At 61.0% G+C, this 26,016-nt stretch carries 26 protein-coding genes and 4 pseudogenes; 14 read left to right on the top strand and 16 right to left on the bottom strand.

Annotated features, from left to right (window positions below):
- The first annotated feature begins 584 nt into the window (after positions 1 to 584).
- Genes BLM15_RS29465 through BLM15_RS29455 form a run of 3 tightly spaced genes read left to right on the top strand, consistent with a single transcriptional unit; the run spans position 585 to position 2,148 of the window.
- Positions 585 to 1,205, top strand: coding sequence for an Hsp20/alpha crystallin family protein (locus BLM15_RS29465; protein ID WP_236846842.1), 621 nt, complete (start codon positions 585 to 587; stop codon positions 1,203 to 1,205).
- Positions 1,206 to 1,217: 12 nt separating this feature from the next.
- A complete protein-coding gene (locus BLM15_RS29460; RefSeq protein WP_126116484.1) occupies positions 1,218 to 1,622 on the top strand; it encodes an Hsp20/alpha crystallin family protein in 405 nt (134 codons plus the stop codon).
- 25 nt (positions 1,623 to 1,647) lie between these two features.
- Complete coding sequence (locus BLM15_RS29455) at positions 1,648 to 2,148, top strand: Hsp20/alpha crystallin family protein (protein ID WP_126116483.1); 501 nt, start codon at positions 1,648 to 1,650, stop codon at positions 2,146 to 2,148.
- A gap of 52 nt (positions 2,149 to 2,200) precedes the next feature.
- Here BLM15_RS29455 and BLM15_RS29450 read toward each other — a convergent pair whose 3' ends face one another.
- The 8 genes and pseudogenes from BLM15_RS29450 to BLM15_RS29415 form a co-directional block, all read right to left on the bottom strand.
- Entirely contained in the window at positions 2,201 to 2,440 is a 240-nt protein-coding gene (locus tag BLM15_RS29450) for a hypothetical protein (protein ID WP_126116482.1), read from the bottom strand.
- Positions 2,441 to 2,641: 201 nt separating this feature from the next.
- Positions 2,642 to 2,929: pseudogene (locus BLM15_RS29445) on the bottom strand (IS3 family transposase); the annotation flags it as partial.
- 49 nt (positions 2,930 to 2,978) lie between these two features.
- A pseudogene (locus tag BLM15_RS32400) lies at positions 2,979 to 3,208 on the bottom strand (ISL3 family transposase); the annotation flags it as partial.
- A 249-nt stretch (positions 3,209 to 3,457) separates the two neighbouring features.
- Complete coding sequence (locus tag BLM15_RS32050; protein WP_126116481.1) at positions 3,458 to 3,673, bottom strand: hypothetical protein; 216 nt, start codon at positions 3,671 to 3,673, stop codon at positions 3,458 to 3,460.
- Positions 3,674 to 3,786: 113 nt separating this feature from the next.
- Positions 3,787 to 4,141 (bottom strand): annotated as a pseudogene (locus BLM15_RS29430) (HdeA/HdeB family chaperone).
- Positions 4,142 to 4,227: 86 nt separating this feature from the next.
- Positions 4,228 to 5,658, bottom strand: a complete 1,431-nt coding sequence (locus tag BLM15_RS29425) for a DUF1254 domain-containing protein (protein WP_126116480.1) — start codon at positions 5,656 to 5,658, stop codon at positions 4,228 to 4,230.
- 65 nt (positions 5,659 to 5,723) lie between these two features.
- The gene (locus BLM15_RS29420) at positions 5,724 to 6,368 is read right to left on the bottom strand and encodes a hypothetical protein (protein ID WP_126116479.1); all 645 of its coding nucleotides are present in this window, start codon (positions 6,366 to 6,368) and stop codon (positions 5,724 to 5,726) included.
- 446 nt (positions 6,369 to 6,814) lie between these two features.
- Positions 6,815 to 10,894, bottom strand: a complete 4,080-nt coding sequence (locus tag BLM15_RS29415; RefSeq protein WP_164547724.1) for an autotransporter domain-containing protein — start codon at positions 10,892 to 10,894, stop codon at positions 6,815 to 6,817.
- A 435-nt stretch (positions 10,895 to 11,329) separates the two neighbouring features.
- On the opposite strand from BLM15_RS29415, the gene BLM15_RS31495 reads away from it, so the two are divergent.
- The 3 genes from BLM15_RS31495 to BLM15_RS29405 all read left to right on the top strand — a co-directional run bounded on the left by BLM15_RS31495 (position 11,330) and on the right by BLM15_RS29405 (position 13,867).
- Entirely contained in the window at positions 11,330 to 11,596 is a 267-nt protein-coding gene (locus BLM15_RS31495; RefSeq protein WP_164547723.1) for a hypothetical protein, read from the top strand.
- Between the two features lie 213 nt (positions 11,597 to 11,809).
- Positions 11,810 to 12,688, top strand: coding sequence for a MarR family transcriptional regulator (locus tag BLM15_RS29410; RefSeq protein ID WP_126116477.1), 879 nt, complete (start codon positions 11,810 to 11,812; stop codon positions 12,686 to 12,688).
- 927 nt (positions 12,689 to 13,615) lie between these two features.
- Positions 13,616 to 13,867 (top strand): hypothetical protein, encoded by a 252-nt coding sequence (locus BLM15_RS29405; protein WP_126116476.1) that lies wholly within the window; start codon positions 13,616 to 13,618, stop codon positions 13,865 to 13,867.
- 37 nt (positions 13,868 to 13,904) lie between these two features.
- Here the strand turns inward: BLM15_RS29405 and BLM15_RS29400 are convergent, their stop codons facing one another.
- Entirely contained in the window at positions 13,905 to 14,201 is a 297-nt protein-coding gene (locus BLM15_RS29400; protein WP_126116475.1) for a hypothetical protein, read from the bottom strand.
- A gap of 611 nt (positions 14,202 to 14,812) precedes the next feature.
- Positions 14,813 to 15,247 carry a Ros/MucR family transcriptional regulator gene (locus tag BLM15_RS29395; RefSeq protein WP_126116474.1) on the bottom strand — a complete coding sequence of 145 codons (435 nt, stop codon included), beginning with the start codon at positions 15,245 to 15,247 and terminating at the stop codon, positions 14,813 to 14,815.
- A gap of 463 nt (positions 15,248 to 15,710) precedes the next feature.
- Between BLM15_RS29395 and BLM15_RS29390 the strand changes: the two genes are divergently transcribed.
- A complete protein-coding gene (locus BLM15_RS29390; protein WP_126116473.1) occupies positions 15,711 to 17,513 on the top strand; it encodes a sensor domain-containing phosphodiesterase in 1,803 nt (600 codons plus the stop codon).
- Between the two features lie 425 nt (positions 17,514 to 17,938).
- Here BLM15_RS29390 and BLM15_RS29385 read toward each other — a convergent pair whose 3' ends face one another.
- The 3 genes from BLM15_RS29385 to BLM15_RS29370 form a co-directional block, all read right to left on the bottom strand.
- Positions 17,939 to 18,277 carry a hypothetical protein gene (locus BLM15_RS29385; protein ID WP_126116472.1) on the bottom strand — a complete coding sequence of 113 codons (339 nt, stop codon included), beginning with the start codon at positions 18,275 to 18,277 and terminating at the stop codon, positions 17,939 to 17,941.
- Positions 18,278 to 18,400: 123 nt separating this feature from the next.
- On the bottom strand, positions 18,401 to 18,760 hold the full coding sequence (locus BLM15_RS29380) for a hypothetical protein (RefSeq protein WP_126116471.1): 360 nt from the start codon (positions 18,758 to 18,760) through the stop codon (positions 18,401 to 18,403).
- Positions 18,761 to 19,281: 521 nt separating this feature from the next.
- On the bottom strand, positions 19,282 to 19,665 hold the full coding sequence (locus tag BLM15_RS29370; RefSeq protein ID WP_126116469.1) for a response regulator: 384 nt from the start codon (positions 19,663 to 19,665) through the stop codon (positions 19,282 to 19,284).
- Between the two features lie 447 nt (positions 19,666 to 20,112).
- On the opposite strand from BLM15_RS29370, the gene BLM15_RS29365 reads away from it, so the two are divergent.
- The 5 genes and pseudogenes from BLM15_RS29365 (at position 20,113) to BLM15_RS32390 (ending at position 23,061) form a co-directional block, all read left to right on the top strand.
- Entirely contained in the window at positions 20,113 to 21,177 is a 1,065-nt protein-coding gene (locus tag BLM15_RS29365) for a sensor histidine kinase (RefSeq protein WP_126116468.1), read from the top strand.
- 269 nt (positions 21,178 to 21,446) lie between these two features.
- Complete coding sequence (locus tag BLM15_RS29360) at positions 21,447 to 21,656, top strand: cold-shock protein (protein ID WP_126116467.1); 210 nt, start codon at positions 21,447 to 21,449, stop codon at positions 21,654 to 21,656.
- A 172-nt stretch (positions 21,657 to 21,828) separates the two neighbouring features.
- Entirely contained in the window at positions 21,829 to 22,008 is a 180-nt protein-coding gene (locus BLM15_RS29355; protein ID WP_236846841.1) for a hypothetical protein, read from the top strand.
- 281 nt (positions 22,009 to 22,289) lie between these two features.
- A pseudogene (locus BLM15_RS32395) lies at positions 22,290 to 22,610 on the top strand (MGH1-like glycoside hydrolase domain-containing protein); the annotation flags it as partial.
- 223 nt (positions 22,611 to 22,833) lie between these two features.
- Positions 22,834 to 23,061, top strand: coding sequence for a hypothetical protein (locus BLM15_RS32390; RefSeq protein ID WP_126116465.1), 228 nt, complete (start codon positions 22,834 to 22,836; stop codon positions 23,059 to 23,061).
- Between the two features lie 584 nt (positions 23,062 to 23,645).
- Here BLM15_RS32390 and BLM15_RS29345 read toward each other — a convergent pair.
- From BLM15_RS29345 to BLM15_RS29335, 3 genes are read right to left on the bottom strand one after another with little or no spacing between them, the layout of a single operon-like run.
- Complete coding sequence (locus tag BLM15_RS29345) at positions 23,646 to 24,248, bottom strand: CinA family protein (protein ID WP_164547722.1); 603 nt, start codon at positions 24,246 to 24,248, stop codon at positions 23,646 to 23,648.
- Positions 24,223 to 24,687, bottom strand: coding sequence for a low affinity iron permease family protein (locus BLM15_RS29340; RefSeq protein ID WP_126116463.1), 465 nt, complete (start codon positions 24,685 to 24,687; stop codon positions 24,223 to 24,225). Before BLM15_RS29340 ends, BLM15_RS29345 begins: the two co-directional genes overlap by 26 nt.
- 51 nt (positions 24,688 to 24,738) lie before the next feature.
- Positions 24,739 to 25,245, bottom strand: a complete 507-nt coding sequence (locus BLM15_RS29335) for a YciE/YciF ferroxidase family protein (protein ID WP_126116462.1) — start codon at positions 25,243 to 25,245, stop codon at positions 24,739 to 24,741.
- Between the two features lie 109 nt (positions 25,246 to 25,354).
- Here BLM15_RS29335 and BLM15_RS29330 point away from each other — a divergent pair, with 109 nt between their 5' ends.
- Both BLM15_RS29330 and BLM15_RS29325 read left to right on the top strand, forming a co-directional pair.
- Positions 25,355 to 25,609 (top strand): hypothetical protein, encoded by a 255-nt coding sequence (locus BLM15_RS29330; protein ID WP_126116461.1) that lies wholly within the window; start codon positions 25,355 to 25,357, stop codon positions 25,607 to 25,609.
- 106 nt (positions 25,610 to 25,715) lie between these two features.
- Positions 25,716 to 26,015 carry a PepSY domain-containing protein gene (locus BLM15_RS29325; protein WP_126116460.1) on the top strand — a complete coding sequence of 100 codons (300 nt, stop codon included), beginning with the start codon at positions 25,716 to 25,718 and terminating at the stop codon, positions 26,013 to 26,015.
- Position 26,016 lies beyond the last annotated feature (1 nt).

The raw sequence follows: 26,016 nt of genomic DNA, 5'->3' as shown, positions 1-26,016 counted from the left end.
AACATTCGGCTTTGGCATCGCAGGCTCTCTCAATGACTCCTTTCAGCGCGAAGAGCTTCGCGACGAAAAATCTGGGAATAAGCCGGCTCGGTTCAAGAGCCCGCGCAGCCGATTTGAAGTCCGATCGCGGTGCTAGCCGACTCTCGTTCGCGCCAGCCTGTCCGAACGTCTGTGCGATGGATGCCGGTAACGATGGAGGGCGCGAAGGGCCAAGTCATCTTCATCCTCGGCGAGGCCCGCCAAGTCGGCCACGACCTGCGCCAACTTTTCTCTTTCGGCATGGATGGAAGCGACGGGAACGCCAGGCCTGACGGCACGCCACGCGGTGTCCAAAGCGGCCTGCGCTCGAGCAAGATCAATCGAATCCAGTGATGAGAACCGCATTTTCACCTCCGCATTCTCGACGGTCAGAGATGTGAGGTTGGCCGCCTGAGGCTGCAAGCGCGTGACGCTTGGGCGGGGGGCAGCGAGCGATCACCCCTTGAAACGCATTTTGCCCTCCCTAATTCGTTGTCGCCGGATGCCGCTATCGGATCCTGGCGCGGGAACGACGGTCCGACTCCCGAGTGGACCGAGTTCGGCTCATGTCGCTTCGTAAGGAGGATGTGGTCCGGTGTTTGTTCGAACCCCTCCTACTCGCGTTTCGCGAGCTCATGCGATCGACCGGCTCGGCATTTGCCCGGATCGCTTCATCTCGCCTGCCATTGATCGATACGCCTCCGGAGCGCGCATGCGCGCGCGGCATCATGCCGAGTCATGAAGCGATGGAGGATGACATGCTGTTATCGGACTTTGGCCGCATCGGGTTCGACCCATTTCTGGAAATGCGGCGCATGCAACAGGAGATGAACCAGCGCCTGGGTGGTCTGAGGACCGACGCCGCTCAGGAGTTTCCGCCGGTCAATCTTTGGCTTGGCGAAGACAGCGTCGCAGTGACTGCCGAGTTGCCTGGGATCGCTCCCGATGATGTCGATCTGACCGTGCGTGAGAATACGCTGACATTGAAGGGCGAACGCAAGGCGCAGGACGATGCGTCCGTCTGGCATCGCCGCGAGCGCCCCAACGGACGATTCTCCCGGACGATCCAGCTGCCGTTCCGCGTCGACCCGGAACAGGTGGAGGCGCGCTTTGCCAACGGGCTGCTCGAAGTCGAGCTGCATCGACCGGAGGCGGACCGGCCCAGGAAAATCCAAATCAGGGGATGAATGGAGGCGAAGATGGCTCAAGAACTGCAGACAACCGATCGAAAGGTCACGAGCAAGCTCGACGGCAGTGAACGGACCCGCTCGCGCCAGGTATTCGTGCCGCGCGCCGACATCTACGAGACAACGGACGAGGTGGTTCTTCTCGTCGATATGCCCGGGGTCGCTTCGGAGGGAGTTGATATCACGCTCGAGAAGCGAACGTTGGCGATCCGCGGTTACGCCGCCGATCAGCAGCGCGAAAACTATCGCCAGATCTACGCCGAGTATGGCGCGGGAGACTATGAGCGCGTTTTCACGCTGTCTGAGGACATCGACCGCGATGGCATCGAGGCGTCGCAGAAAGACGGTGTCCTGCGCCTGGTCCTGCCCAAGGCAGCGCCGGCCAAGGCTCGCAAGATCGAGCTCAAGACCGCTTAAGTCATGCACCACAAGGAGGTTGACGATGCCAATCAGAGACCTGATCCCCTGGGGTAGCAACAAGGGGAGCGAAATCACGAAACGGGAGGAGGATAACCCCGTCTTCTCCCTCCAACGTGATGTGAACCGGATCTTCGATGATTTCTGGAAGCGGTTCGATCAGCCGTTCGGGGCGTTCGGACGCTGGGCTCCTGACGGGCCCAAAGCCGACGTTACCGAGATGGAAAGCGCACTGGAGATCTCGATTGAACTTCCGGGCATCGACCAGAGTGAAATCGATATTTCGCTCACCAGCAATACTCTTACCGTCAAAGGTGAGAAGAGGAGTGAACGCGACGAAAGCGATAAAGGCTATCACCTCTCGGAACGCGCTTATGGTTCGTTCTACCGCTCGATCCCGTTGCCGGGCGGCGTCGACACGGACAAGGCCAGCGCCGAATTCAAAAATGGCGTCCTGACCGTGACGCTTCCGAAAACACAGGAGGCGCTCACTCAGGTGAAAAAGATCACGGTCAAGGCAAACTAAGCCAGCCCAACCAATGATGCGGCGGGCACAAGTTCCGCCGCATCTGTTTTTGCTACTGCGTACGGGGCATATGGACCGCTAGCGCTATTCTTGCACGCGCCAGATCTTCTTGGGCCACGGTCAGCATCTCGTCGGCCATGTCGAGCGCAGACAATGCGGCTGGCGTCGGATTGGGTCGCTCGGCGGTTACACGAATCCAGGCTTGATCGATTGCGTCGAGAGCTGCACGAACATTGGCAATCGCTCGTTCAATGGAGTCGTAAAGCGCGATTTCGTCTTCGTTGTCAGTCATCGGACGTTCTGCCTATTGCCGGGCAAGGGCACATCATCGACATGAATTTAGCATTTGGATCGACGCCAACAACAAGATCGTTCGCCCACGATGAGGTTCGGTCGGACTTGGCGCTCCGTGCCCCGAGAGGGCGACCTTAGGGCTGCTTCGCCTGTTCGAACTCAATCGCCCTGGCCGGGTGCCGGTTCTGTGGACGGTGAGTTAAGCTAATCTCACCTTCTTTTCGAACTCGAGCGGGCTGATGTCACCGATGGTGGAGTGCCTGCGAACGGCGTTGTAGAACCGCTCGATGTAATCGAACACGTCGGCCCGCGCCTCGTCGCGTGTCCGGTAGACCTGCCTGCCCCCGATCCGCTCGGTTTTCAGCGATGTGAAGAAGCTCTCCATCGCGGCATTGTCCCAAACATTGCCCGAGCGGCTCATAGAGCAGGTGACGCCGTTGTCGGCCATGAGCTTCTGGAACTGCTCGCTGGCGTATTGGCTGCCTGTGTTTCGGCGTGCAAGTTTGGGTCTGACGCAATCTCGCTGACGCTCGGGATCATTGCGCGCCGATCAGGCGCGCCTGGAGAAGGCCGATCTTTCCGCGGCCGTACATTTGCCGCTTAACGAGTTTGAGACGGGTGATCTGGCCTTCGGTCTGGCCGTTCGACCAGGGGAGAGGATGGCCGCTCGCACGGCGGCTTCGTCGCACCGGACGCCATTCGCCAATAAGGCGACCAGACTTTGCGACGCGTGCTCTATCCGGGAAGCCAAGGGCTCGATCCGCCTCGACCTGCCGTAGTTCACATCATTTCGTCCGCACCTATTCCAATCCAATCGGTAGCGCCGTCAAATAGGCTGAGACAGCCCTGCGCCATTTATTGACGTTGAGCGACCGCCCAGACGCGGACGCTGTCGATCGGCCCACTCGCTAGACGCTCGCAGCATTAGCGGCGGCCAGATGGCCTCCGGCCCTTATTCAGTCGCGTCCGCCGTGCACTTGGCAGGCCGTTCCGGGGCAGCCCCGCCTCCCGCCGATCAGCGGCAGACCCTTCGGCCGTTGACGATCGCGCAGCGGACGACCGGAGCCGGCCTCACCACGACCGCAACAGGGCGCCGCGCAACGACCGCCCCGTTAGGGCCAACACATCCCGCTCTCACGACCCCGCGCGCACAGACGACGGCGTTCGCCTCCGTCGGAACGGCAAGCGCGCCAAGTCCGAGCATGGCGGCTGCCAGAACCAAAGCTCTCATGGCGAATTCTCCTGCTGGTGAGGCCATAGTTGCGGCCGGGATGGCATCCTTGACTGGCATCGAGGCCGTAAAGCCCAGCCTGCGCGGGACTCCGTGTATTCTGCAGGTCGACGCTATGGCTTCATCTTGACCCCGAGTTTCGCGCGCATGTCCTTGAACACGACGGCGATCGCCTCGATGATCTTCTTGTCGTGATTAGCCTTGCAGTACTGAATGACTTCATGCTCCGCCTCCTTGGCTCTCTTGACCTCGAGGAGGTGCCTTGGCGAGGCCGTTGTACCAGCCGCTATACCAGGCGGTCAGCATATCTGCATCTTCCTGGAAGGTTCCCGCGAGCTGAGCGCAGGTCAATTTCTGGACGTCGATGTAACCCTTGGCATCGGCGTAGGCGCTCAGCGGAGTCTGAGCGCTCGCGCCCTGCAGCAACAGCAAGCTCAGGGCCGATGCGGCGAGGGCCTGGCGGATCATCATGTCGTCTCCATTTCTCGAATTCTGCGAACAAGCAGCATGGAAGGCGGCGCATGCCTTCCCAGGAGAAGGCAGGCGCCGAACCGTCAGGTGAGTTTCCGGGCCGCAGGAATCGTCCAGCTGCCGCTGATGATCGACGGGTCGGTCTCGCTCGGCCAGTACATCCGCAGCATCAGGATGAAGTCGCCGGCAGGCGCGGGAAGCCAGTTCGACTCCTTGTCCTTTCCGGGCGAATCCTTCTGGATGTAGAGGTCCGTCGAGCCGTCCGGATTGGTTTGCAGGTTTTGCCGTGCGCTGACGGAGTAGCGATTCAGCGGATTGTTCACGAAGAAGTACTTGTCGTCATACATGGTCAGCGACCAGAACCCCTCGACCGGCGGCAGGTGCCCCTTGGGGAAGCGCATGACGTACTTGTTCGCTCCACTGTATTTGTGCCCGTCGGCATCCGCCTTCGAGGTCGGGTAGACCGCGTCCTGCGGGCGGTTGGCGCCGAGCCCGATCGCCGTGATCAGCGCCCGCATCAGGTAGTCCGTGCCGTAGATGCCGGTCTTCGTGGTGAACGCCCAGCCGTTCTGCTGCGTGATCGCCTTGTTGATCTTGAACTGGAGCATGATCCTGTCGAAGGCGATCTCCGGGATGCGCTTGGCGAAATCCGCCTTGAGCTTGCTCGCATCGAACGACTGGCCGGGGACGATGCCGATGCTGGCAAATCTCGCGAGCTGAGCGGCGTCCGCTTCAGAAGGCGGATTCGTCTTCATCAGCTCGCAGAGCAAGGTGAAATAGGACACCGCATCCATGCGGTTGACCTGGTCACGGACCGCCGTCTTCATGTCGATCGCCGGGTCGGCCTTGCCAGCCGGCGGCGTGTAGGGCTTGCCATAGGCGCTCAGCGGCACGAGCTTGAACTCGTCCTGGAGCTTGTGCACGGCGGCATAGTCCTCCGGCGTGCCGGTGCAGTAGATGCGGCCGAGCAGCCAGACGATGTTGGTCGACGATTTGTATTCCTTCACGCCCTCCGGCAGCGTGCCCTTCCAGCCGGGGCCGGTGATCGCATAGGTCTGGGCGCCGGTGCCGGTGGTGCGCTTGCCCGGGACCTGGAACACCGTGGTCCAGCCGTCGAGCATCGGCAGCAGGAAATAACGATCCTTCATATCCGGGACGCTCAGGACCCAGGGCTCCTTGCCGACATCGAAGAAGGCGGTCGTGTAGAGCGTGTCGGCGTTCGGCGCCGTGACGTCCTTGAACGAGGCGTCGGGATAGTTGCGCAGCTTGATGATATGGCCCATCGGCGCCCGGGTGCCAACGGGCTCGGCGACATTGGTCATGATCCGACGGGTCATCTCCATCGTCACCAGCGGATAGCCGAAGATGTAGGCGTCGGTCGCGAGCCAGAACTCCTCGAGACTTTCGCCGATGCCGTGGAACGCCCCCTGCTCGGCGAGCGCCGAGCGAGCCATCGCCGTGCCGGCGAGCAAGCCCAATCCGCCGAGTGCAGCGGACCGACGAGTGATCTTCATGTGTGCCTCCCCAGTTGCTAAGGAAAATCCGGAGGCGCGCAGGCGCCTTTTCAATGCCATGCTGATCAGAAGCGCGCCGTCACGCCGACGACCGGTCCGTGCGTCAGCATGTCGTACTCGTAGCGCGACCTGCCGTGCCCCTTGGAGAAGTCGACATAAAGAGCCCGGTAGCCGAGCATGCCGCTCCATGCCGCGCTCTGGGTGCGGTTGAACTCCCAGTTGAGATAGCCCATGGCCTGCCAGGACAGATCGCTGCCGGCGCCGAAGCCGCCGATATCGGCGCGCAGCACGAGTTCCGTGGTCGGCGAAAAATGATGGCGCACGCGCAGGCCGACCAGCGGGTCCAACCAGGTCACGTCGCCGGATGTCGCGACGGCGCGGTCGCGGCGCAGCGTCAGATCCGCGATCGTCAGGCCCGCCGTCAGCGCCAGGCTGGCCTCGGCGCTCTGCCACCAGAAGCGGCCGCCACCGTAGAGATCGATCGAGGTCCCGGTACCGGGCGTAGCGCCGTCCCAGCGGACGAGCTCATAGGCGAGCGCCGCCTCGGCGATGAACATCTTGAACCGGACCGAGACGGCCGCCGCCAGAGTCCCTGCGATATCAGGATGGACGCTGCGGACGCGGGCGCCGCTGTCGGAGATACCCAGCTTCATGTAGGTCAGATCGGTCATGACGGCGAAGCGTCCGTTGCGGGCCTCAAAGGCGCCCATCAGGCCGAAGAGCTCCTCCGGGATCGGGCGGTCCAGGATCTCGCCGAGCGAGGCATCGATCTTGGTGGAGCGGCCCTTGGCCGTGGTCGTGCCGTTGATCGTGGGGATCGATGGCCTACACGCTGATCGGTGGGACGGCAGTTGGCACCGTGTTGATCCTGCTGTTCCTTCCCGCGCTCTGCACCGCGTGGTTCCGCATCAGACCGACTGCGGCTGAGAACCGTGAGGTTTCGCTCGGGGAACCAGCAGTGCAACCAGCAATGGCTGCCCAGTAAGAAACTGTTTTGGGAAGAGATCGTTCAGGGTTCTGAGCTGCCAATGTGTTCCCGATCGTGAGGGTCCGCTTTCTGGAAGGCATCAAATGTCCGCACGTGGGGTTGGTGGGCCCAAGTCCGCACTACGTCCGAACAGGCTAGTGAGAGTGGATGTCGACCTTGGCCGCCCCTTCAGAAGCGCATTTCTACCCTTCCCTTGAGGGCGTGGTTTCTTGAGCGTTCGCCGACCGCGGCGGAATAGGTCAGGCCGAGCGTGGTGGCCTGGGAGATGCGCCAGTCCAAGCCGGCCTCGGCGACAACAGCCTCGCGGTCGATCGGTGCGGCGAAGACCTGCGCTGGCGTCGTGCCGAGGGCAAAGGCGGTCTTCGCCGTTGGGGTGAGTTCGCCGAAGCCATGGCGCCAGCCGAGCGCGGCGCGGGCAAAGAGCGGCATCGCGCCGATCTGCGCCTCGGTCCGCAGGCCGAGGGTGGTGAAGCCGAGGGTCTGCTCGGAGGAGAGCACCCGCAGTGCTGCCGCGCCGCCCTGCTCGGTATCGGCATCGGCGCTGACATGGATCAGGGCGAGCTGGGCGTAGGGCTCGAGCGCAAAGCCGCCGAAGACAAAGCCATAGCCGAGTTCGGCGAAGCCCTGCGCCACGGCGCCCGGGCGCTGGAGTTGCAAGCTGTCGCCAAAACCGCGGGTCTGGATCTGCCGGCGGATGTCACTCTCCGACCAGGAATAAGCCAGGCCGGCGTCGAGCCTCCAGTTGCCGAAGCGGGCGCGGGCATACAGCGCCGCATGGCCGCTGTCGAGCTTGCCCGAGGAGCGGCGCGCATCGAGATCGAAGCGCGACTGGCTGTATCCGCCGGCGACGCCGAGCTTGAGAGAGGAGCCGGGGGTGTCGTAGAGCAGCATGTCGGCGCCCAGCAGGGCGCCGCCGCTGCGGCGGCTGAGCCCCGCGGCATTGCCGTCGGCATTGCTGCTGCCGGTGCCGCCAAAGGCTTCGCCCCAGAGGGCGTGGCGGGGCTGCGGCTGCAGAGCCTGGATCATGACCGCGCCCTTGCGGCCCGACAGGTCGGCGCTGAACGAGGCTGCGACCTGCTGGCCCGGCTGAGTGAGCAGCGGTCCGCGCAGGCGCGAGAGGATCGCGTCGCGCACCAGCCGGCTCTCGTCGATCATCACGCTGACGGCTTGCGCATGCGCCTCGCCCGAGAGCAGGTCGAAGCCCGCGCGGGCCTCGGCCGCCGTGGCCGAGATCAGCGTGTCATAGACTGGATTGCCTACCCCCAGACGCTCCGCCGCGATCGCGATGAAGCCCTGGTTGCGGGTCGCGGCAATGTAATCGCCGCCGCTGCTGCCGGAACTGCCACCGGAGCTACTGCCCCCCGAGCTGCCACCGCCGCCCGGGCCGAAGCCTGTATCGTTACGGGTCATGGTCAGGGTGACATCTGTGCCGCCATAGGAGAGCGAGGGCGTCAGGAAGGCGAGGTTCGACGACACCGTGCTGAACCGGCCGCTGACGCCGCCTGTGGCGGTCAGGATGGTGTAGTTGGTGCTCGCCGCGTAGTTGCCATTCTCGGCGACGACCTCGACCGTGCCGCCGGTGATCGTCGCTGATCCCGAAGCGACGATCCGGTCGCCCTGACCGGCAGCGTTGATCTCGACCTGATAGGTCGAGCCGCTGGCGAAGGAGACATTGTCGGAAACGTTGAGTGTGCCGATTGAGTTGCCCGGCGCCACCGTCGCGCCGGCACCGGCGACGATGCCACCGACCGTGCCCGAGCCGCTGAGCACCGCGTCGCTCAGCACCGTGACTGTGGACGCTCTGAGCGAGCCGTTGACCGTAAGCTTGCCTGCCTCGATCGTGGTCGAGCCGGCAAGCGCGCTCGTGCCCGTCAGGGTGAGGTTACCGGCACCGCGCTTGGTGAAGGAACCAGTGCCGTCGATCGTATTGGCGAAGCTGGCATCCGTCGGCTGGTCGATGACGAGAGCGCTATTATTCACGATCTGGCTGACGCCGAAGCTGCTGGCCGAGCCGATCAGCGTGCCCTGCGCGATGAATGTGCCGCCGGAATAGGTATTGCTGCCCGTTAAGGTCAGCGACCCGGCACCGCGCTTCTGCACGTCGCCCCTGCCCGAGATCGCGCCGGCGAAGGCGATGTCGTTCGAACGATTGAAGGTGAGCGTGCGATTGTTGACGACAGCGCCGGTGATCGAGCCCGAGATGCCGCCATCGCCGATCTGCAGGACGCCGTCGGTGATCATCGTGCCGCCTACGTAGTTATTGGTTCCGGTCAGCGTCAACATGCCGCTGCCGGTCTTCGTCAGCCCGCCGCTGCCGCTGATGACACCCGACAAGGACAGGTCGGCATCGGTCTGGACGATGCCGCCGGCCGCATTGATCACAGCATTGCGCGCCAAAGAGAATTTCGCTGTCGTCCTCAGCGTACCGCCGTCGAAACTCAGGCCGCCCGAGGCCGCGCCGAGATTGGCATCCCCCGACACCTGGAGCGTGCCGCCATCGATCGCAGTGCCGGCGGTGTAGCTGTTGCTTCCCGAGAGAATGAGCGTGCCGCCGCCAACCTTGACGATGGCCGTCCCACTGCCATCGACGATGGTCGAGCCGATGCTGGCCACGACACCGTTGTCGACGTTGAAGGTACCAGCCGCTCCGCTCGCCGGCATGATCGAGAGCGTACCGCCGCTCAACGAATAGCCATTGGTCGAAAACTGCAGCGTGTCGAAGCTCACAGTACCTGCAACAATCACCGCACCGCCCGCGGCCCCGGCGAAGATGCCGACCGAGCCGCCCCAGCCGGCATTGGCGCTGCCGGTGTTGTCAGTCCAATTGGTGCCAAAGACGGACCAAGTGCCGGCCGCCCCGTCGACGGTGCCATTGCCGGATGTATTCGCACCGTCCCAGAACTGCATGGTTTGGCCGGCCCCGAGCACAACGAGGTTGACCTGCCCTGACACGGCTGTATCGACCTGCGCGCTGGCGATGGCGAAGCCGCCGCGAGTCGAGGTCACGCGCTGACTGTCGAAGCTGCCGGTGAGCGTGCCGCCATAGTCGAACAGGCGATAGTAGCCGGCCGCCGCCGCGCTCGCGTCGAGCGCACCGCCGAGCGTAAGGTCGCCGGTGACCTCGACGAGGTCGTTGCCGGTGACGGGATTGCTGCCGCCGACCACTCCCGGCGTGTTCAGCTCGAAGAGCGAAGTCGAGCCACTGTTGAGCGTCAGCGATCCGACTATCAGCGTGCCGGGGCTGTGGCCCGCCGACAAGGTGCCGTCCACGGCCACGGCCCCGGCGATGCTGCCGGTACCGGACAGGGTTGCGCCGGCTGCAATCGTCACCGCACCGAGCCCGGTCAGTGCGCCGTCGACGCGCAGCTCACCGGCGGAAACCGTCGTGGTGCCACTATAGCTGCTGGTCCCGCTCAGCGTCTGCCTGCCGGTGCCCTGCTTGACGATGCTGCCGCTGCCGCCGATCGAACCGGCGAAGGTCTGGTTCGTCGCATTGCCGAAGGTCAGCGTATTGGCGCCGAGTACAACTGTGCTGCTGGTGACGCCCGAAAACGCGCCGATCGTCTGGTTGGCTGCCGCGGCGTTGATGTCGAACGCCGCCGCGGCACCGGCGAGCGAGAGGCTGCCGCTCGCGGCGAGGCTGCCAACACCGTTCAGCGCGAGCGTGCCGGCATTGACCGTGGTGCCGCCCGTGTAGGTGTTGGCACCCGTCAGCGTCAGCGTGCCCGAGCCCTGCTTCACGATACCGCCGGTGCCGATGATCGAACCGCCGAAGGTCGTGTTCGGGCCACCGCCAAGGGTCAGTGTGTTGGCGCCGAGCGTAATGGCGGTGCCGGGTGAGCCGGCTAGGCTGCGGATAGTCCGGCCGCCGGTCGCGGCGCTGATGTCGAAGGCCGCGCCCCCTCCGGCGAGGTTCAAACTGCCGCTCGCGGCGAGGCTGCCGGCGCCGCTCAGCGCGAGCGTGCCGGCGTTGATCGTGGTGCCGCCGGAGTAGGAGTTGTTGCCCGTCAAGGTCAGCGTGCCCGTGCCCTCCTTGGTGAGCCCGCCATCGTTGCCCGAGATCGCACCGCTCAAGACGGAGCTGGCATTTTGCGAGCCAGCGGTCAGATGCGCGCCGGGACCCAGCACAATCAGCCCGCTACCGCTGAGGCCGTTCACCGCCAACGAAGAGCTCAGTTCGTGCGTACCGTCGATCTGGAGATTGGTCGAGCTTTCGACGGCCGCGGAGCTGGTGGTTGTCAACGTCACGCCGGAGCGAACCTCGAGCGTGCCGATGCCGGTACCGACGCCCGTCCAGGTGCTGTCCCCGGAGAAAGTAAGACGCGACGCTCCCGTTATGCTGGTCGAAAATAATCCTCCGCCGATCGTCAGTGGAGCGGCAATGCCGATCCGACCGTTGCCCTCCAGACGGGAGATTGTGGTTGCATCGCTCGATAGATAAAGTGTCGCATCGTTGTTGATTGTGAGGGACTTCGCCTGCCTCAGCACGACATTGAGGGAATGAACGACTACACCACCGGGCTGAACGGTCAGAGCCGTCAATGTCCCTCCGTCCAGGACAAGATTGAGATCGATTCCTCCTGCCCCGTCCCAGCCATTGAAGTTGATATTGCCAGTATCCGAGGCTGACCCGAAATACACGGTCGACCCGGTCAGGAAACTGTGAAAGTAGATATTCAATGAGTGTCCGGCGACAGCAGACAGACGACCAACGGAACCTGTATCCGCGATTACGCTGCTGCCAAGATTGAGATCGTTCAGGGCGCGGATGTGGCCGGCGGCCCCAATGAATCTCACTCTATTGTAAGGGAATGGATTATCAGTCGACACTTCGGCGAGGCCGCCGATGTTACCAACCGTTTGGGAAAGCGCAGCTTGGCACCCAAAGTTCTCAAGCGATATAAGCAGGGCCGCCAAAAGCAATGCTGCATGGAAATTCGAGCGATCTGACTTGAGCAGATAGACGCTTTTGCCAACATTAGGCCGGATGCCTCTGAGTTCCCCTGGGCGAGTAGCGGTCTTTCGCATGGCGGGCTATTGATCGGCTCAATCAACTGTCATCGGGCAAACGCATCAAGGCCATGCCGACCTCACGTCGCAAAGTCCAAAATCTGCAGGCATCCCGCCATGTGTCATGTCTCGGAACCGGCCAGCCGCGCCCACATGCTTGACCGCGCGATCGTCGCCCATGTCGACAAAGGTCCATGGCCCTATGCCGCCGGCCTGATCCGCCGCAGCGGCTTTCGCGAGGCTTTGGGCTCATATTGCGCTGCGATGATCCAGCGGCCGGAGCTGTCGTGGCCAGCGGACAAGTTCTTCGGCCAGAGGCTGCGCTACCTTGTCTCTTTTTCTCTGATCGGTCTCGATGCGCGCTGGCGCCGGAATGTCGGCGAGGCGCCGACGCTCGCTGCGCTCCAGCGCATCGCGCCAGCCAGCACTCGGCAGATTGCGGAACTGGTCGGCACACTCAAGCTGAGCGGTTATGTCGTCGCGAGCCGGCTCGCAGCAGACGGCCGAGCTTTGCGGTTAAGCCCCTCGATGACGCTGCTCCGGGAGATCGGCCGCTCACCCCTGGCTTTTCTCGACGCCTGCGAACGCCTGGATCCGCCGGACTCGCCAATGGCGGCGAAGCTTCGGTCAGATGCTGACGGGCTCGCGGATTGGCTCGGCGCCTCTTACGAGATGTTTCGGCAGGAGGACCTCTACTTCGCTCCCTTTAGCAATGTGGTCGAGTTCACCGGGCGGGATTGCGGTTACCCGGTGCTGACGGCGGTCCTGGCCGCGCACTATGCCGCGCTGGCCGGAGTTGCTCCGCCCGCGCCTCTCTCCTATCGGGGACTAGGCGAGCGCTTTCGCGTCTCACGGCAGCACGTCGGCAATATCCTCGCGAGCGCGGAACGACGTGGCTGTTTCATCGTCGACCGTGGTGGTCGCAGAGTTATCGTTTCGGCCGACTTTTTATCCGAGTTCGAGACTTGGGCGGCAGGCCAGATGGCACATTACCGCCTGCTGGTTGAGCGTGTATCCGGTACGCTCAGCTAAATGGTTCGCTCTTCGAATGATGAGCCAAAAATCGGACGACGTCGCCATGGGCCGGGAGCCCGCATCTCGCCTCAAAGCTGCTAGCGTCCGCTTCCGGGCGACGTGCCAAGGTTAGCTCGAGGCGCAACTTCCAGGATGGTGATTAGGGAAACCTTGTAGCGAGGCAGCAGCGCAATCAGCGCTTGGTTCTCTACCTCACTCCGGCAAACACACAGCCCTTCTCAGTTGTCTGCCTCTTGACGATCACTGGACTTTGCTGACGGCCGCAGCCCTCGGCGAGTGTTTGCCCCCCATCAGTGCTGCGCAGGCGGGCCGGCAAGTTGACGCAAAGCCGGGTTTTGTCAGTTCCGAGGCAGGCACAGAGATGTCGGGTGTACTTCGCCGCGACGCGCTCCAAGATCGGAAGGCTTCGCCTTGAATACGCATCTGCGATCGAAGCAGGGATCGTAGGATGCAACCCCCGCCGCCGCGACTGAGAAGCGCTCTAAGACGGCCTGCTCACAGCTTGAGAGCTGTTCTGGAAATCCGTTGCGCGGTGCAAACTGATTGGCCGGAGCAAAGTCGGCATCGAGCCCATCGACTTCGCGGTGCAGATAGATCTGCGCGGCGCCATGCCGAGCCAGTCCGATCCAATGCCAGGCCCGGAGCCCCGCTCGCGCCCAGCGCCTGAATCTGAGCCGTCGGCATGTGACCGATATCTGAGGCGTCGAGCACGCCGCGCGGGACTTCATCCGCGCCATGCGCGCCGACAGCAATACGTGCCCGTCTGGCACGGGCTGAAAGCCCGGGACAGTCGCAGCCAGAGCCCGCCAGAAATAGCCGGTAAGCGTGCTCAATCCCATAGCGTCGAGGAAACTGCCGGGCACTTTCCTTTTCACGGTTCCATCCCATCTGTAGCAAAGGCAGAAATCGAAGGACGGATCACGCATGTCGTGCGAATGCGAACGGCTGGCTGAAGCGATCTATCGTGAGATTGAGAAGCAGCTTCCGGACCGCGGCGGCGACTTCGACAATCGAGACCTTCAATCAGTGTTGATCGACGGCCAGCTTGATCTTCTGAAAATCGCGGCGTCTCTCACGAGGCGATTTTGCGTCCTCGCAGACAACCTTGAGACGGTCATCACTGATGGCTCGGCGGCCTCGGAGCGTGATTTCCGGCGTGTCGCGGATCGGGCCTAGTTCGCATCCCATCTGCTGACATGGCGGTTCCGATTTCTCAATCAGGGTAATCGCGCGCGAGCTGATCGTACAGGTCCTCGTCAGTGGCATCGGTAATCTTGGCGGCTGCAATCTCATCTGCCCGTACAGCTCTGCCACCATGGCAGCGCTGGAAAGCATATACGGCACGCGTGTCAGCGAACCTCACTCGAAGCTCGGCCTTCTCGCCGAGGACGGAACCGACCTCGGCATCCACTTCCCATTCGGCAAGCCAAGCCTCGATCTCGCGCAGCTTCGTCCTGAACCGGTCCCGGTCGATTTTCACCACAACATGATGCGGGCGCGCATCGGTCATCGGCACCTCCTTGAGGATAGAGATAGATCGGCAATCAATCCTCGCCCCCTTTGGCAGCTGCATAATCGTGCCGGCGCAAGGAGCACACAACATGCCAATCTCGATCAGCTGCCGCATCTCAGATCGCGTCTTCTCGCTCAATTTTCGCGACGCAATCGCAATTATCTTCTGGTGGCTCTAACTCAGGATCAACGCTCGCTCCGGCTACCTAGTCACGCTTATCCGCTTCCAGAGGGCGCGCGGCTCGTGGCCAGATATACCTTGATTTCGCAATCGAGAACAAACTAAGAACAATGTTTTGGCGGAGTCGAGCAATGGCGGCGCGAATTTGGGTCCGGCGGACGTGGCCGGACATCGACCATCTCTTCCATGTCGAAGACGAAGGGGGTGATAAAATCGCCGTCATCACGCACGACAAGTATGCTCCTGACGGCTCACCGCGATGGCACTGGGTGATGTCAAAGGGCAGACGCCGGTCCGTAGCCGAGTTCGGTTGTCACGACCTTGAGGAGGCAAAGCGGAGAATCCGCGAGAACTGGCGCGATGTCAGCTAGGTAAAAAACAATCAGCCCGCAGTGAAGCAGAGGCTCGAACGCGAGCTGGAGCTGCGATCATTTCCGCTGGTTCCGCCTTTTTGGGGCGCTCTGCCCCTTCTTGCGACCGAGGCCCAGACTCTTGGCCATCTGCGAGCGCGCCTCGGCATAGTTCGGAGCGACCATCGGGTAGTCGGCGGGCAGATCCCATTTGGCGCGGTAGTCCTCCGGCGACATGTCGTAGGCCGAGCGCAGATGCCGCTTCAGCGATTTGAACGGCTTGCCGTCTTCGAGGCTGTAGATGGCGTCAGGTGTCACAGATTTCTTGATCGGGACCGCCGGAACAGGTTTTTCGGTCGGTGGGGCCGCGGGCTCCTGGCCGAGACGGCCTAGCGCCGCGTAAGCCTGTTCAATGAGACCGGCAAGATCGGCCTGGGGAAGGCGGTTATGGCGAACGAAGGCTGCGACGACCATTGCAGACAATTCGAGCAGTTCCGTTGAATCTTTGGACATTATGCTTCCAACGTTAGTACAGACATCGTCTTTTCTAAGTGCTCGTTGCCACCCGAAGCAACGGCGATCACCACTTATACAGCTTCAAATCCAGGTAAATCACTCGCATTACGCGAGATACCCTTTCGCGCAGATTTAAACGTGCACCCTCAGCCTTCAGTGAATGCCTTTCGATCGTGGCGTTGATGGTTGACCATTTGCTCGAGCTGGTTTCGTCTTGGGCACGGGGTGCATTCGAATTCCGATCCCATAGGAATCGAAGACGGGTCACGCATGTCGCGCGCTTGCGAGTAGCTGCTGAAGCAATCTGGCGCGAGATCCTTAAAACTCGCGCTTTATTGATAGGATGGTGGAAAGCATGCCTCGTCACTGACGATTTACCGAAAAGGGCGCATAACAAGGCGGGGGTTACTACTTCAGATAGTCGGGTGGCGTGCTACAGCTTCAAAATAGTATCCTTGAGATGATCGCCAAGGGCGAATCCCTGGAGTGCACGACTGATCGCCTTTGTCGTGAAATAGAGCTGCTTCTGCCGGGTGTTTGGTGTTCCGTTCTTCGGGTAGATAGCGGGGGATTGCTACATCCGCTCGCAGGACCAACATTCCCGGATGACTATTCTGCGGGCCTCGATGGACTCATGATAGGTCCGCAGGTCGGCTCGTGCGGCTCCGCTGCCTATTTTGGAACCGATGTATCATCAGCTGATATCGCAACGGATCCGCGCTGGACTGATTTCAGGCAGCCAGCGTTGGCCCTTGGATTAAGAGCATGTTGGTCGAGTCCGATATTTGACGCGAAGGGAGTCGTACTCGGCACCTTCGCCTTCTATTTTCAAGAGGCGCGCAATCCGACCGCCCGCGAAAAAGAGATTGTCGCGTCTTGTACGGCCCTATGCGCCATTGCCTTAGAGCGCGACCAACGCGTGACCGAGCGCGAGCGCCGGGCTTTTGTTGATGCATTGACCGACCTGCCGAACAGGGCAAGTTTCGACGTTTCACTAGCCCGACTATCTTGCGCTGAAGCAGGCGTTTGGGCGCTGCTGCTTATCGACCTCGATAATATGAAGACAATCAACGACACTTTTGGTCATGCTGCAGGGGATGCTCTGTTGCAGACCGTAGCGGCCCGCGTGAGCGACGGCGTAATGCCGGATCGGGTGTATCGCATGGGTGGCGACGAGTTTGCCGTGATACTCCAGGGAGCAGATGCGCTCGCTGATATCGAGGGAACGGCTGGGCGAATTTTTCAAGCGCTGGCCGCACCTGCTGATTGTGGTGGGCACATGATTCTGCCGCGCGCCACGATCGGTGGCGCAGTGCTGGCAATAGAAGACGGTGACGCCACCACTGTGCGCGAGCACGCAGACCTCGCATTATACCATGCCAAGGAAACCGGGCGCGGCGGGTTCGTTCTGTATTGGCCGGGAATGGGCAGCGCCATCAAAACCAGGATAGAGGCGATCCGGAACGTTGATATGGCTCTCCGCGAGGGAAGGATAGAAGCGCACTACCAGCCCATCGTTCGGCTCGACACAAGATCGATCGTAGGCTTGGAGGCTCTCTGCCGACTTCGAAAGCCCGATGGCGAGATCGTCGCGGCGGCCATTTTTCATCAGGCGACGTCTGACGTGAGCGTCGCTTCAAACTTAACCGAACGCATGTTGGCCGCTGTCGCGTCCGATGTCCGTTCGTGGCTGGAGCAGGGTATTCCGCTACAGCATGTGGGTATCAACATCGCCTCCGCCGATTTTCATAGCGGCACGCTTTATTCCCGCCTTGAGTCCGCCTTCGGCCGGCAGAATGTCCCCTTGAAGCACATCATTCTGGAAGTCACGGAGTCTGTCTATCTCGGCCAGCGCGATCCAGTCGTTGCCCGTGAGATCAAAGCCCTGCGAGAAAATGGGCTGCGCGTGGCGCTTGATGATTTTGGGACCGGATACGCTTCACTCACCCATCTGCTCACCGTTCCGGTCGATATTATCAAAATCGATAAGTCGTTCGTTGATCGTTTAAGCCATGGGGATCCAAGCTTGACGATTGTCGAGGGTCTCGTCGACATCGCCCGCAAGCTCGACATTCGCGTCATCGCGGAAGGCATCGAGAATGAACGCCAGGCAGGCCTCTTGACAGACATCGGATGCAGGCTCGGCCAAGGCTATTTGTTTTCGAGAGCCGTGCCATATGCGGTCGTGACAGGACTCCTGCAGCGGTTCGCCCAGAGGCTCCCGCCACAGAACGATGTGATGGTAGCTCGCGTCGCCAGCTAGCACCGCCAAAATCGTGGCCAATTTGTCCCGTGCCCCAGCGAGAAGGGCGTAGCTTGTTCTGCTTGTTGAGCTCAAGGGCAAGCAGCTGCGGCGGACCATCCGCGAGCGACGAGCGACACGCCGATTAAAGGGCGGCGTGGGTGCCGATGGATTCCTATGGTCTCGGGCGCCTTGAGTCCGAGCGCTACCACCGCCATCAGTTGCGATGCAGTTCACAACCGCCACTGTAAGCCCGTCGCTGCCATTGGCATGGACATTGAACAGCAGCCCGATCGGTCATTGGGTTGCGTCAACGTGACACAAAGCAGTTCCCCATCGGGGTACACGCCCGAAGAACGGGCTCGAGAACTCATCGACGGGTTCACGACGACGCTACATTCGTCGCCAACCCCAATTGTTATGGTCAATCGAGATAAAGCTCTCGCTCAGGCCACTTTAGCCTTTTCTTTGGCCGAGCACGACGCTATCGCGGCGGTCGCAAAAATGTTCGATCGCCTTGCAAGCTCCGGTGTCAGGACAATCTCGACGGAGAAGGCGGCGGAGTTGATCCATGAAATGCTCCACGAGCCAGAAATCCCTGACTGACCGTGCAAAGCACCTCTGAATCCCAACCTCGCCGTCGTCAAGAAGACGCTGTCTTGTTGATGAGATCGATCCTCCAGCCGGCCGATGAGCGTGACGACTGGTCCGCCGAGGTCGTGATGCACGTTATCGCAGCTAACGAAACCGGCGAGGTCAGCGCCATCGCTGTCCTGGCGCGGCATGGGAAATCCCGGAGGAGTTCAAGGAGCAGTTCAGGGCACTATGTGCCCTTCTCCGCCCTTGCGTCTTGCTGCGGAGCAAAGACGCCGACGTGGCTTCCGACTGCCTTGCCTATTGCCGCCTGATCAAACGGCCGCGGCAATAAATGTCGAACCCTTGGTGGTTCGGTGGGTTATCAGCAGCCGCAGCGTCGCGCCGTCGGCACATGTGAGACGCAGTTGCTGAGCGATGGGTTCAGGGTGAAGCGCCATCAGGTCAGCCAACAACATGCCGTGGATTGCACCATCGGAATTGCGGTCGCTTAGGGCGTATTGAAGCGTGTGACGGGTTCCGCAAGGGAACTCGATTGTTCCGAGACCGGTCATTAACTTGACCTTCACGGCGCATCCTTTGCCCGATGCGCGGGGGCCGGCAGTTAGTATCGGAGCCTTGATGAACGGCGGCGGCCAAAATGCCGACCCTGTTCCCGATGCAGTAACCTGCATGCGGACTTCCGGAGGCCGGAAGCTGCCTAAACCTATGCCGATTTGCCTTGAAACCCCAGAGAAATCGGACTGAGGGATCAGCCCAACCCGCTCGCAGATGGCATATGGCTCCGTGTGCTGCGACGCGTCATTCGGAACAAATGAGGCGACCGAGGTATTGTGTAAAATGACGCAAATGAGTGAGATGAGGAGCCGATGACAGAAGTCTCGAAAAAGGGCAATCCTCTGGCGCGCGGCGAACGCCTCCAGGTGATGCTGGACGCCGTCGAGTTAGCGGCCGTGGACGACTTTCGGTTTTCGCGTCGCATGCCGAGCAGGTCAGCGGCTGTGCGTGCATTGCTGAGGCAAGGATTGGAGGCGGCGGGATACCAGATTCAGCCCGATGGCTCGGGCTCATTTGACTCGAACTAGGAGGAAAGCGCGTTCGCGATCCATCAAGGGTGGATTTGGTGCTGGCTGTCGCTATCAGAGCCGCAGGGGTCAGATTCCAGCTGTCCTTCCCCCGCAAATTCAAAGCCCATTCAACAGATTGGCGCCTCGTTCGCAACGGCGTTGGCCCTTCGAATCGCACCAAGCAATGAGGCCTCGGAATACGGTTTCCGCAAGAAAACTGTGTCGGATGGCATTTCGTCGCGTGACGGAGATACGCGACCCGACGCAAGGATGAGGACGATGGGAGGCCAGCGCTCACGGATGGCATGGAGCAACTTCAAGCCATCCATCGACCCAGGCATTTCAATATCGGAGAATACGACGCGGATATCAGCCCGTGTCTCCAGAAAGATAATGGCATCGTCGGCGTTCGCCGCTTCGATTACAGCGTAGCCGGCGTCCTCGATCACTGCGACCGTGTCCATGCGGATAATGGGCTCGTCTTCGACGACAAGCACGACGGTCTGTGTCATGGCGAGCTCGCTGCTGTGAGCCGACCTAACTGACGTCAGCCATCGTTGTTGCGTCGAATTGAAAAGATTATCCGTAATGCCCTCACCAGTTCGTTAGTCCGCCAGCGAAACGATTAAAACAATTCGACCGTCAGAGCGTTAGTCGATTCCATGCAGGCGTTGAGCGATCGTTGCAGCAGAGGCCATTGAGATCGAGCCACCACTGGCAATCGTCTGTTGGCGGGAGCCAAAGCTGTGTCTCCTATCACAGCCTGGCGAGGGTTCCGCAGATTCTCAAACGGACAGCGCCGCCCATTTCGAGGCGAATAATTCCCATAGGGATTGGTACCCGTGCTACAGCTTGTTCAAGAGGAGCATGTGAGCCCGGTCGGGCTATGCTATAGCCACGAAAAGTTCGTGGACCCGCTTTCGCTCCGAGAGCTGCCGACAGAGCCTGAAAGGTCTGTCATGGCCGATCCCATCTTATCGTCTCAGTCAGATCTGGCCCTCGCTGTGATCTCGTCATCCGATGCGCCGCTCCTCCTGCTCAACGACAGGCTGGAAATCGTCGTGGCGAGCCGATCCTTTTGCCGCGCCTTCTTGCTCGATCCAGCCGCCGTCATCGGACAGAAAATGACCGAAATCGGTGCTGGCGAATGGGACATCCCTCAGCTCGATTCCCTCCTCAAGGCCACGGCCTCGGGCTTCGCGGAAGTCGAAGCCTATGAAATGAACCTGCAGCGGATCGATAGCAGCCAGCGCCGCCTGATCATCAACGCGCACAAGCTCGAGTACCAGAACGGCGCCGAAATCCGGATCCTTCTGTCGGTGCTCGATGTTACTGATGCCCGGCGCAGCGAGAAACAGAAGGACGAGCTTCTGCGTGAGAAGGCGATCCTGCTTCAGGAACTCCAGCACCGCGTCGCCAACAGCCTCCAGATCATTGCAAGCGTCCTGATGCAGAGCGCCCGCAAGGTCCAGTCAGATGAAACGCGCGGCCATTTGCAGGATGCGCATCACCGGGTGATGTCGGTAGCAGCCCTTCAACAACAGCTCGCCACCTCGCAGATCGGCGACGTCAAACTGAAGCCCTATCTCACCAATTTATGCGGGAGCATCGGAGCGTCGATGATCCATGACCGTGATGCCCTCATTCTGGATGTCGATGTGGATGAGAGCGTTGTGAAAGCCGACCAATCCATCAGCATCGGGCTTATCGTCACCGAACTGGTCATCAACGCGCTGAAGCACGCCTATCCCGGTAAACGAGGCGGGCGGATCACCGTGAGCTACAGCGCGACAGGCCCAAATTGGTCTCTCATCGTTGCAGACGACGGTGTTGGAATGCCGAAGGCGGCCGAGGACGCCAAGGCTGGTCTGGGAACGAGCATCGTCAAGGCACTCGCGGGGCAGCTGGGTGCCGAGATCACTGTGACCAGGGCCAAGCCGGGGACCGTCATCACATTGTCCCATGTTGCCGAGCTTGATTCGAGAGGGCAGCCTGTGCCCGAAGCCGTGAGCGAGCCGGTCTGACGATCCGCCTTTCCAGCGGATCACTAACGCCAAAAACTGTAGTTGTTCATCGAATTTGATGTTTTTTCGTCGCAAAAGCAATTTATCCGGCGACGATTGACAATATTAATATATGCAGTTATGTTTCTGCCCATCGATATTTGTTGGTCGGTCTTTGTTATTTTCGCGCTTTGACGCGACTCTGATGATCTCCCCCTTTCGAAATCGTTCTGAATTCGTCGAGCACTCCGTTCGGCGAACGACAGGTCTTGCCAAAAGGAGGGTTTTTCATGGCCACCGGCACAGTGAAATGGTTCAATTCCACCAAAGGTTTCGGCTTCATTCAGCCTGATGATGGCAGCCAGGATGTGTTCGTTCATATCTCGGCAGTCGAGCGCGCTGGAATGCGCGATCTGCAGGAAGGCCAGAAGCTCGGCTTCGAGGTCGCCCGTGACAACAAGTCAGGTAAGATGGCAGCCGAACAGCTTCAGGCGGCGTAATCTAACTGTTTCGTCGATGATGACCACGGATGTACTGGCATTGTCGACAACAGCTCCCGGGAGGCCAAGCTCAATGCTTGGCCTTTTTTTATGTCCTCGGCGCAAGCCGCTTCGATCGGAATTAGGAATGTCTACGCAATCGACACAGCGCATCACTGCCGAGAACAATTTTATGAAGACCCAGACCCAGTCGCTCGCGCGGAATCGGATCACCGCTGAGTTCGACAGCATCGCTCATCAACGCGATGTGAACATGGCCAGGCAGAGGCAACAGCGTCTGGAGAAAGAGGCGGCGGAACGACAAGCGGCGTCGGTGGCGGTGCCGAAGAGGCGAAAGAAGACAGTTCCGTAGGCCTATGCCGCGCTACTTCTTCGATTTTCAACGGCGAGTCGGACCGCATCGATTTGGGTGGCCATGTCTTAGAAGATGAGGCTTCTGCTCGCTCAGGCTTTGCAGACTTTGGCTGATATCGCCAGTGGACATTCTTCGCGGCGGTGAAGCTCGCATCAATGCGCGCGCGGCGCAATGGCGTGTCAATCTTCAGGGCTGTCATGGCTCTCCACGAGCAATGGGTACGACTCGATTCGTAAAGCGTAAGGCCGGGGAAGTCGGGGAGGCTAGCGGCAGCCTTGATGGCGAGAGCTTTGGGGCTAGTCGATCGCGCGGATGAACTCGAAGTGGCCGCCTCCGCGTTGAGGGACAGGTTTGATATCGCCTTCTGGTGCGAAGAGATCGCCTCCTACGCGCTAGCCCTCGACGGCAATAAGCGGCCCTGCCAGGTGCGCACATCCAATGCCGGACATGCGCTATTCGCGGGCATCGCTTTGCCCGAGCGCGCTGCCACGGTCGCAGCAACATTGATGAGTGAAGGCAGCTTTGGCGGTTGGGGCATTCGCACTCTTAATGCCGATGAAGTCCGCTATAATCCGATGTCCTATCACAATGGTTCGGTGTGGCCGCACGACAACGCCCTGATCGCCCTCGGTTTCGCCAAATATGGTTTTCAAGCTGGAGGCGGCACGGCTGTTCGAGGCGACCTTCGCTGCGCCCACCTCCCAGGATCAGCAGCGCCTGCCGGAGCTCTTCTGCGGGTTCCTGCGACGGCGCCAGCGTGGACCGACCGCATACCCCGTTGCCTGCACGCCCCAGGCCTAGGCTGCGGCAGCGCCCTTTGCGATGCTGGCTGCCTGTCTGGGACTGGAAATGCCGGCAGCGACCGACGAGGTCAAGTTGATCGACCCGGTGCTTCCGACCTTCCTCTACGACATCACCCTTCGGGGTCTGAAACTGACGGGCTCCCAGTTCGACTTGCGCGTGCATCGCAACAAGAGCGACGTGACCATAAACGTCCTGAAGCGCTGGGCGCACAGCGACGCCAGCGTCGTGATGACGAAGACGCGGTAAAGCGCTCGATCGAGCACGGTGCCGCCTGCCCCTTATGAGGCGTGCGAGCCCCGACTCTGGCTTTCAGCGTAAGTCGATGTCGGTACCTCGATGCCGGATTTTCCGACGCTGCGCGGTGACTTCATCAGGTGAAGTTTCCTCGCGAAATAGCGGAACATGACTGGAGCGCATTCCTCGCAAGAGGAGAAGCGCTATGCCTAAAGACCGGGTGACCACCAAGGATCCGAGCGGCTCAGCCCGCCAGTCAATGGACTTCCCCAGCGAGCAAGCCGCGACCGATGACGCTCAGCGTTCGCTCGTCGACATGGTGAAGGAAACTCTTCCCAGTTCACTGCACGGCGTTAGTTGGTTCCTCACGCCATGCCTCGCCGACTTGCATCTCCCCCGAGCCCTCGTCGGCGAGAGGCAGCCCTTCTAGGCCGGCAGATCGAGTTTGTCTGGCGGACGATTCTACCTTTTCCTGCAGTGCAGCATGCTAGCTTTGGAAATGGCGCTCCCCAACCAGCGCCGTGCCTCTCGCCGGTGCAGTCGCTCCCCCCGCGCACATTGGCGAGAGGCAGTCGTCAATCCGGGCTTTCTGTATACTATGCTCCTTTCAGAACCGGCGGATGCTTCGAAGGTCGATGATCTAAGGCGAGCGCGTCCCGGGCCAGAAGCACGCCGTTGCGAAGGGCGGCGTCGAGCAGGACCGCGGGGGGAAATGGACCGAACTCGCAGTGGCAATCCAGATGGGCCGCTCGTCGGCGGGCCGCCGCGATATAAACGCGCCCCCGCGGATTGCCGCGGTCGTCTTCAACCGGGCCGGTGACGCCCGTGATCGACAGCGCGAGATCGGCCTCCGTTCTTTCGAAGATGCCCAGTGCCATAGCGCGGGCCACATTGAGCGAAACCGAAGAGCAAGCCTCTATCGTAGCCGGTGGCACGCCCAGCAGATGAGTTTTGGCCGCGGCCTGGTAGGTGACGAAACCGCCGTATAGCACCTTCCCCGCACCTTCTACTGTGGAGATTGTGTTTGCCAGCGCTCCGGCCGTGCAGGATTCAGCTACCGCCAGCCGTAAGCCAGCCCTGGTTAGTTCACCGACCAAAAGCTCGGCCATCAATGCCAGTTCCGGCATAGACGCGCCGGGTAGAACTTCCACTGCGCGCGACCGCCAGTTCGGTTCATTCACGGGCTGCTTCTGCGTCATCGATCCTCCCACTCGAAATGCCCGGCATATTGCACTCTGGCTTGTCGCGGGCTCGGCGGGCCCGTCGCTCGTACTCATCGCGGATCGCAGCCAGCTTCTCCTCGTCCAGTTCCTCGAGATCCATCAACTCTTCGCGCGCGCCTTCCACCTTAGAAAGGAGCTCGTCGAGTTTGATCTGCATCGCAGCCGTGTCGCGGTTCTGGCTATTCTGGATCACAAAGACCATCAGAAAGGTGATGATCGTGGTCGACGTATTGATTACCAGCTGCCAAGTGTCGTTGAAGCCGAAGAGGGGCCCTGACAGTGCCCACACTATCACTACCGAAAGCGCAATGAACGATGTCGCGGGCTTTCCGGCGTAGCGGGCTATGGTCTGCGACAGACGGGTGAAGAAAGACGACTGGCCGAGATGTGAAATCGGATCGGTTTTGTCTGGCATCGCGCACTCGCAAAAAATGGGCGGCCCCGGCGAACCGAGGCCGCGACAACGTCAGGCGGCCTTGGGCTGAGCTTGCTTGTTGACCTTGCTTTCGCCCAGTTGGGACAGCGCTTGATCGGTCTTCAACTCCTCGGTCAGCGTCTGATCGAAAAGCTTCGCTGCATTGCCGAGGCCGAGTTCCTGGGCCCATGCCTTCAGCGTCCCGTAGCGTGAGATCTCATAGTGTTCGACGGCTTGCGCGGCGGCGAGGAGGCCGGCATCGAGCGCCGGACTGCCCTCGAACTCCTCCATGATGGATTTACCCTCGTCGATAATGCCGAGGATGGCGTCGCAAGTCTTGCCACGCGGCGCCTTGCCGATGATCTCGAATACGTCGCCTAGGCGATCGACATGGATCTCGGTCTCGACCTGATGCTTCTCGAAGGCCTGCTTGAGCTCGGGCGATTTGGCCGCCTTCGCCATTTTCGGCAAGGCCTTCAGAATCTGCTTTTCGGCGTAATAGATGTCCTTGAGCGTATCCCAGAAAAGGTCGTTCAGGGTCTTCGGTTCGCTGGCCATCTGGCTCTCCCTTGTCCGGCTGAGAGCCATGGAACGAAGGGAGCAGCGCGCGGTTCCAGTACTAACTTGCGGCCTCCTTCGCGCGAGGCGCATTCGGACTGGAGATTCAATGCTAATTCAATCACATACTGAGTATGCGGCGGCGGCCGAGCGCGCCAACGCTTTGAGCGATGCTCCTGAAGATTCAGCTGCGGCAGAAGAACTGAAGAGTTTGATCGCAGCGCTTCGCCAGTGGGATGAGGATCACGCTGGCGAAAACAAGCACGGGCCCCAAGCCAATCCAGCCCCGGGGACGAACCGCAGCTCGGATGACCTTCCGGTGGCGGGCCTGCCGGGAAACCTCGTCAAGCTCAAGCGCGATTAACGAGGCCGGAGCCAACCGCCTGAAAATTCCTCATTCGCGGGAACATCTTGAGCAGCCTGCCGTTCTGATTAGCAGCCTCACGGCGCCTTCAAAAATGGGGATAATCATGAAACGTGCGCTTCTCACGATGGCTTTGTGCGCCCTGATTCCGGTCGGCGGCCTTGCACAGACGAGCACTACTTCGCCAACGCCTGCGCCGAATGCGCCCGCCGATGCGAACGCTCCGCTTCCCGGCGCGAATAGCTTCACCGAGGGGCAGGCCAAGAGCCGCCTGGAGGCGAACGGCTACACCAACGTCGGCGAGCTCAAGAAGGACGACAACGGTGTCTGGAAGGGCACCGCCACACATTCGGGCGCGCAGGTGACCGTCTCAGTCGATTACCGCGGCAACATCACCCGCAACTGAA

It is taken from the genome of Bosea sp. Tri-49 (genome assembly GCF_003952665.1).
Taxonomy (GTDB): domain Bacteria; phylum Pseudomonadota; class Alphaproteobacteria; order Rhizobiales; family Beijerinckiaceae; genus Allobosea.
Note: the sequence above shows the minus strand (reverse complement) of the source record. Positions and strands in the feature narration are given on the sequence as shown.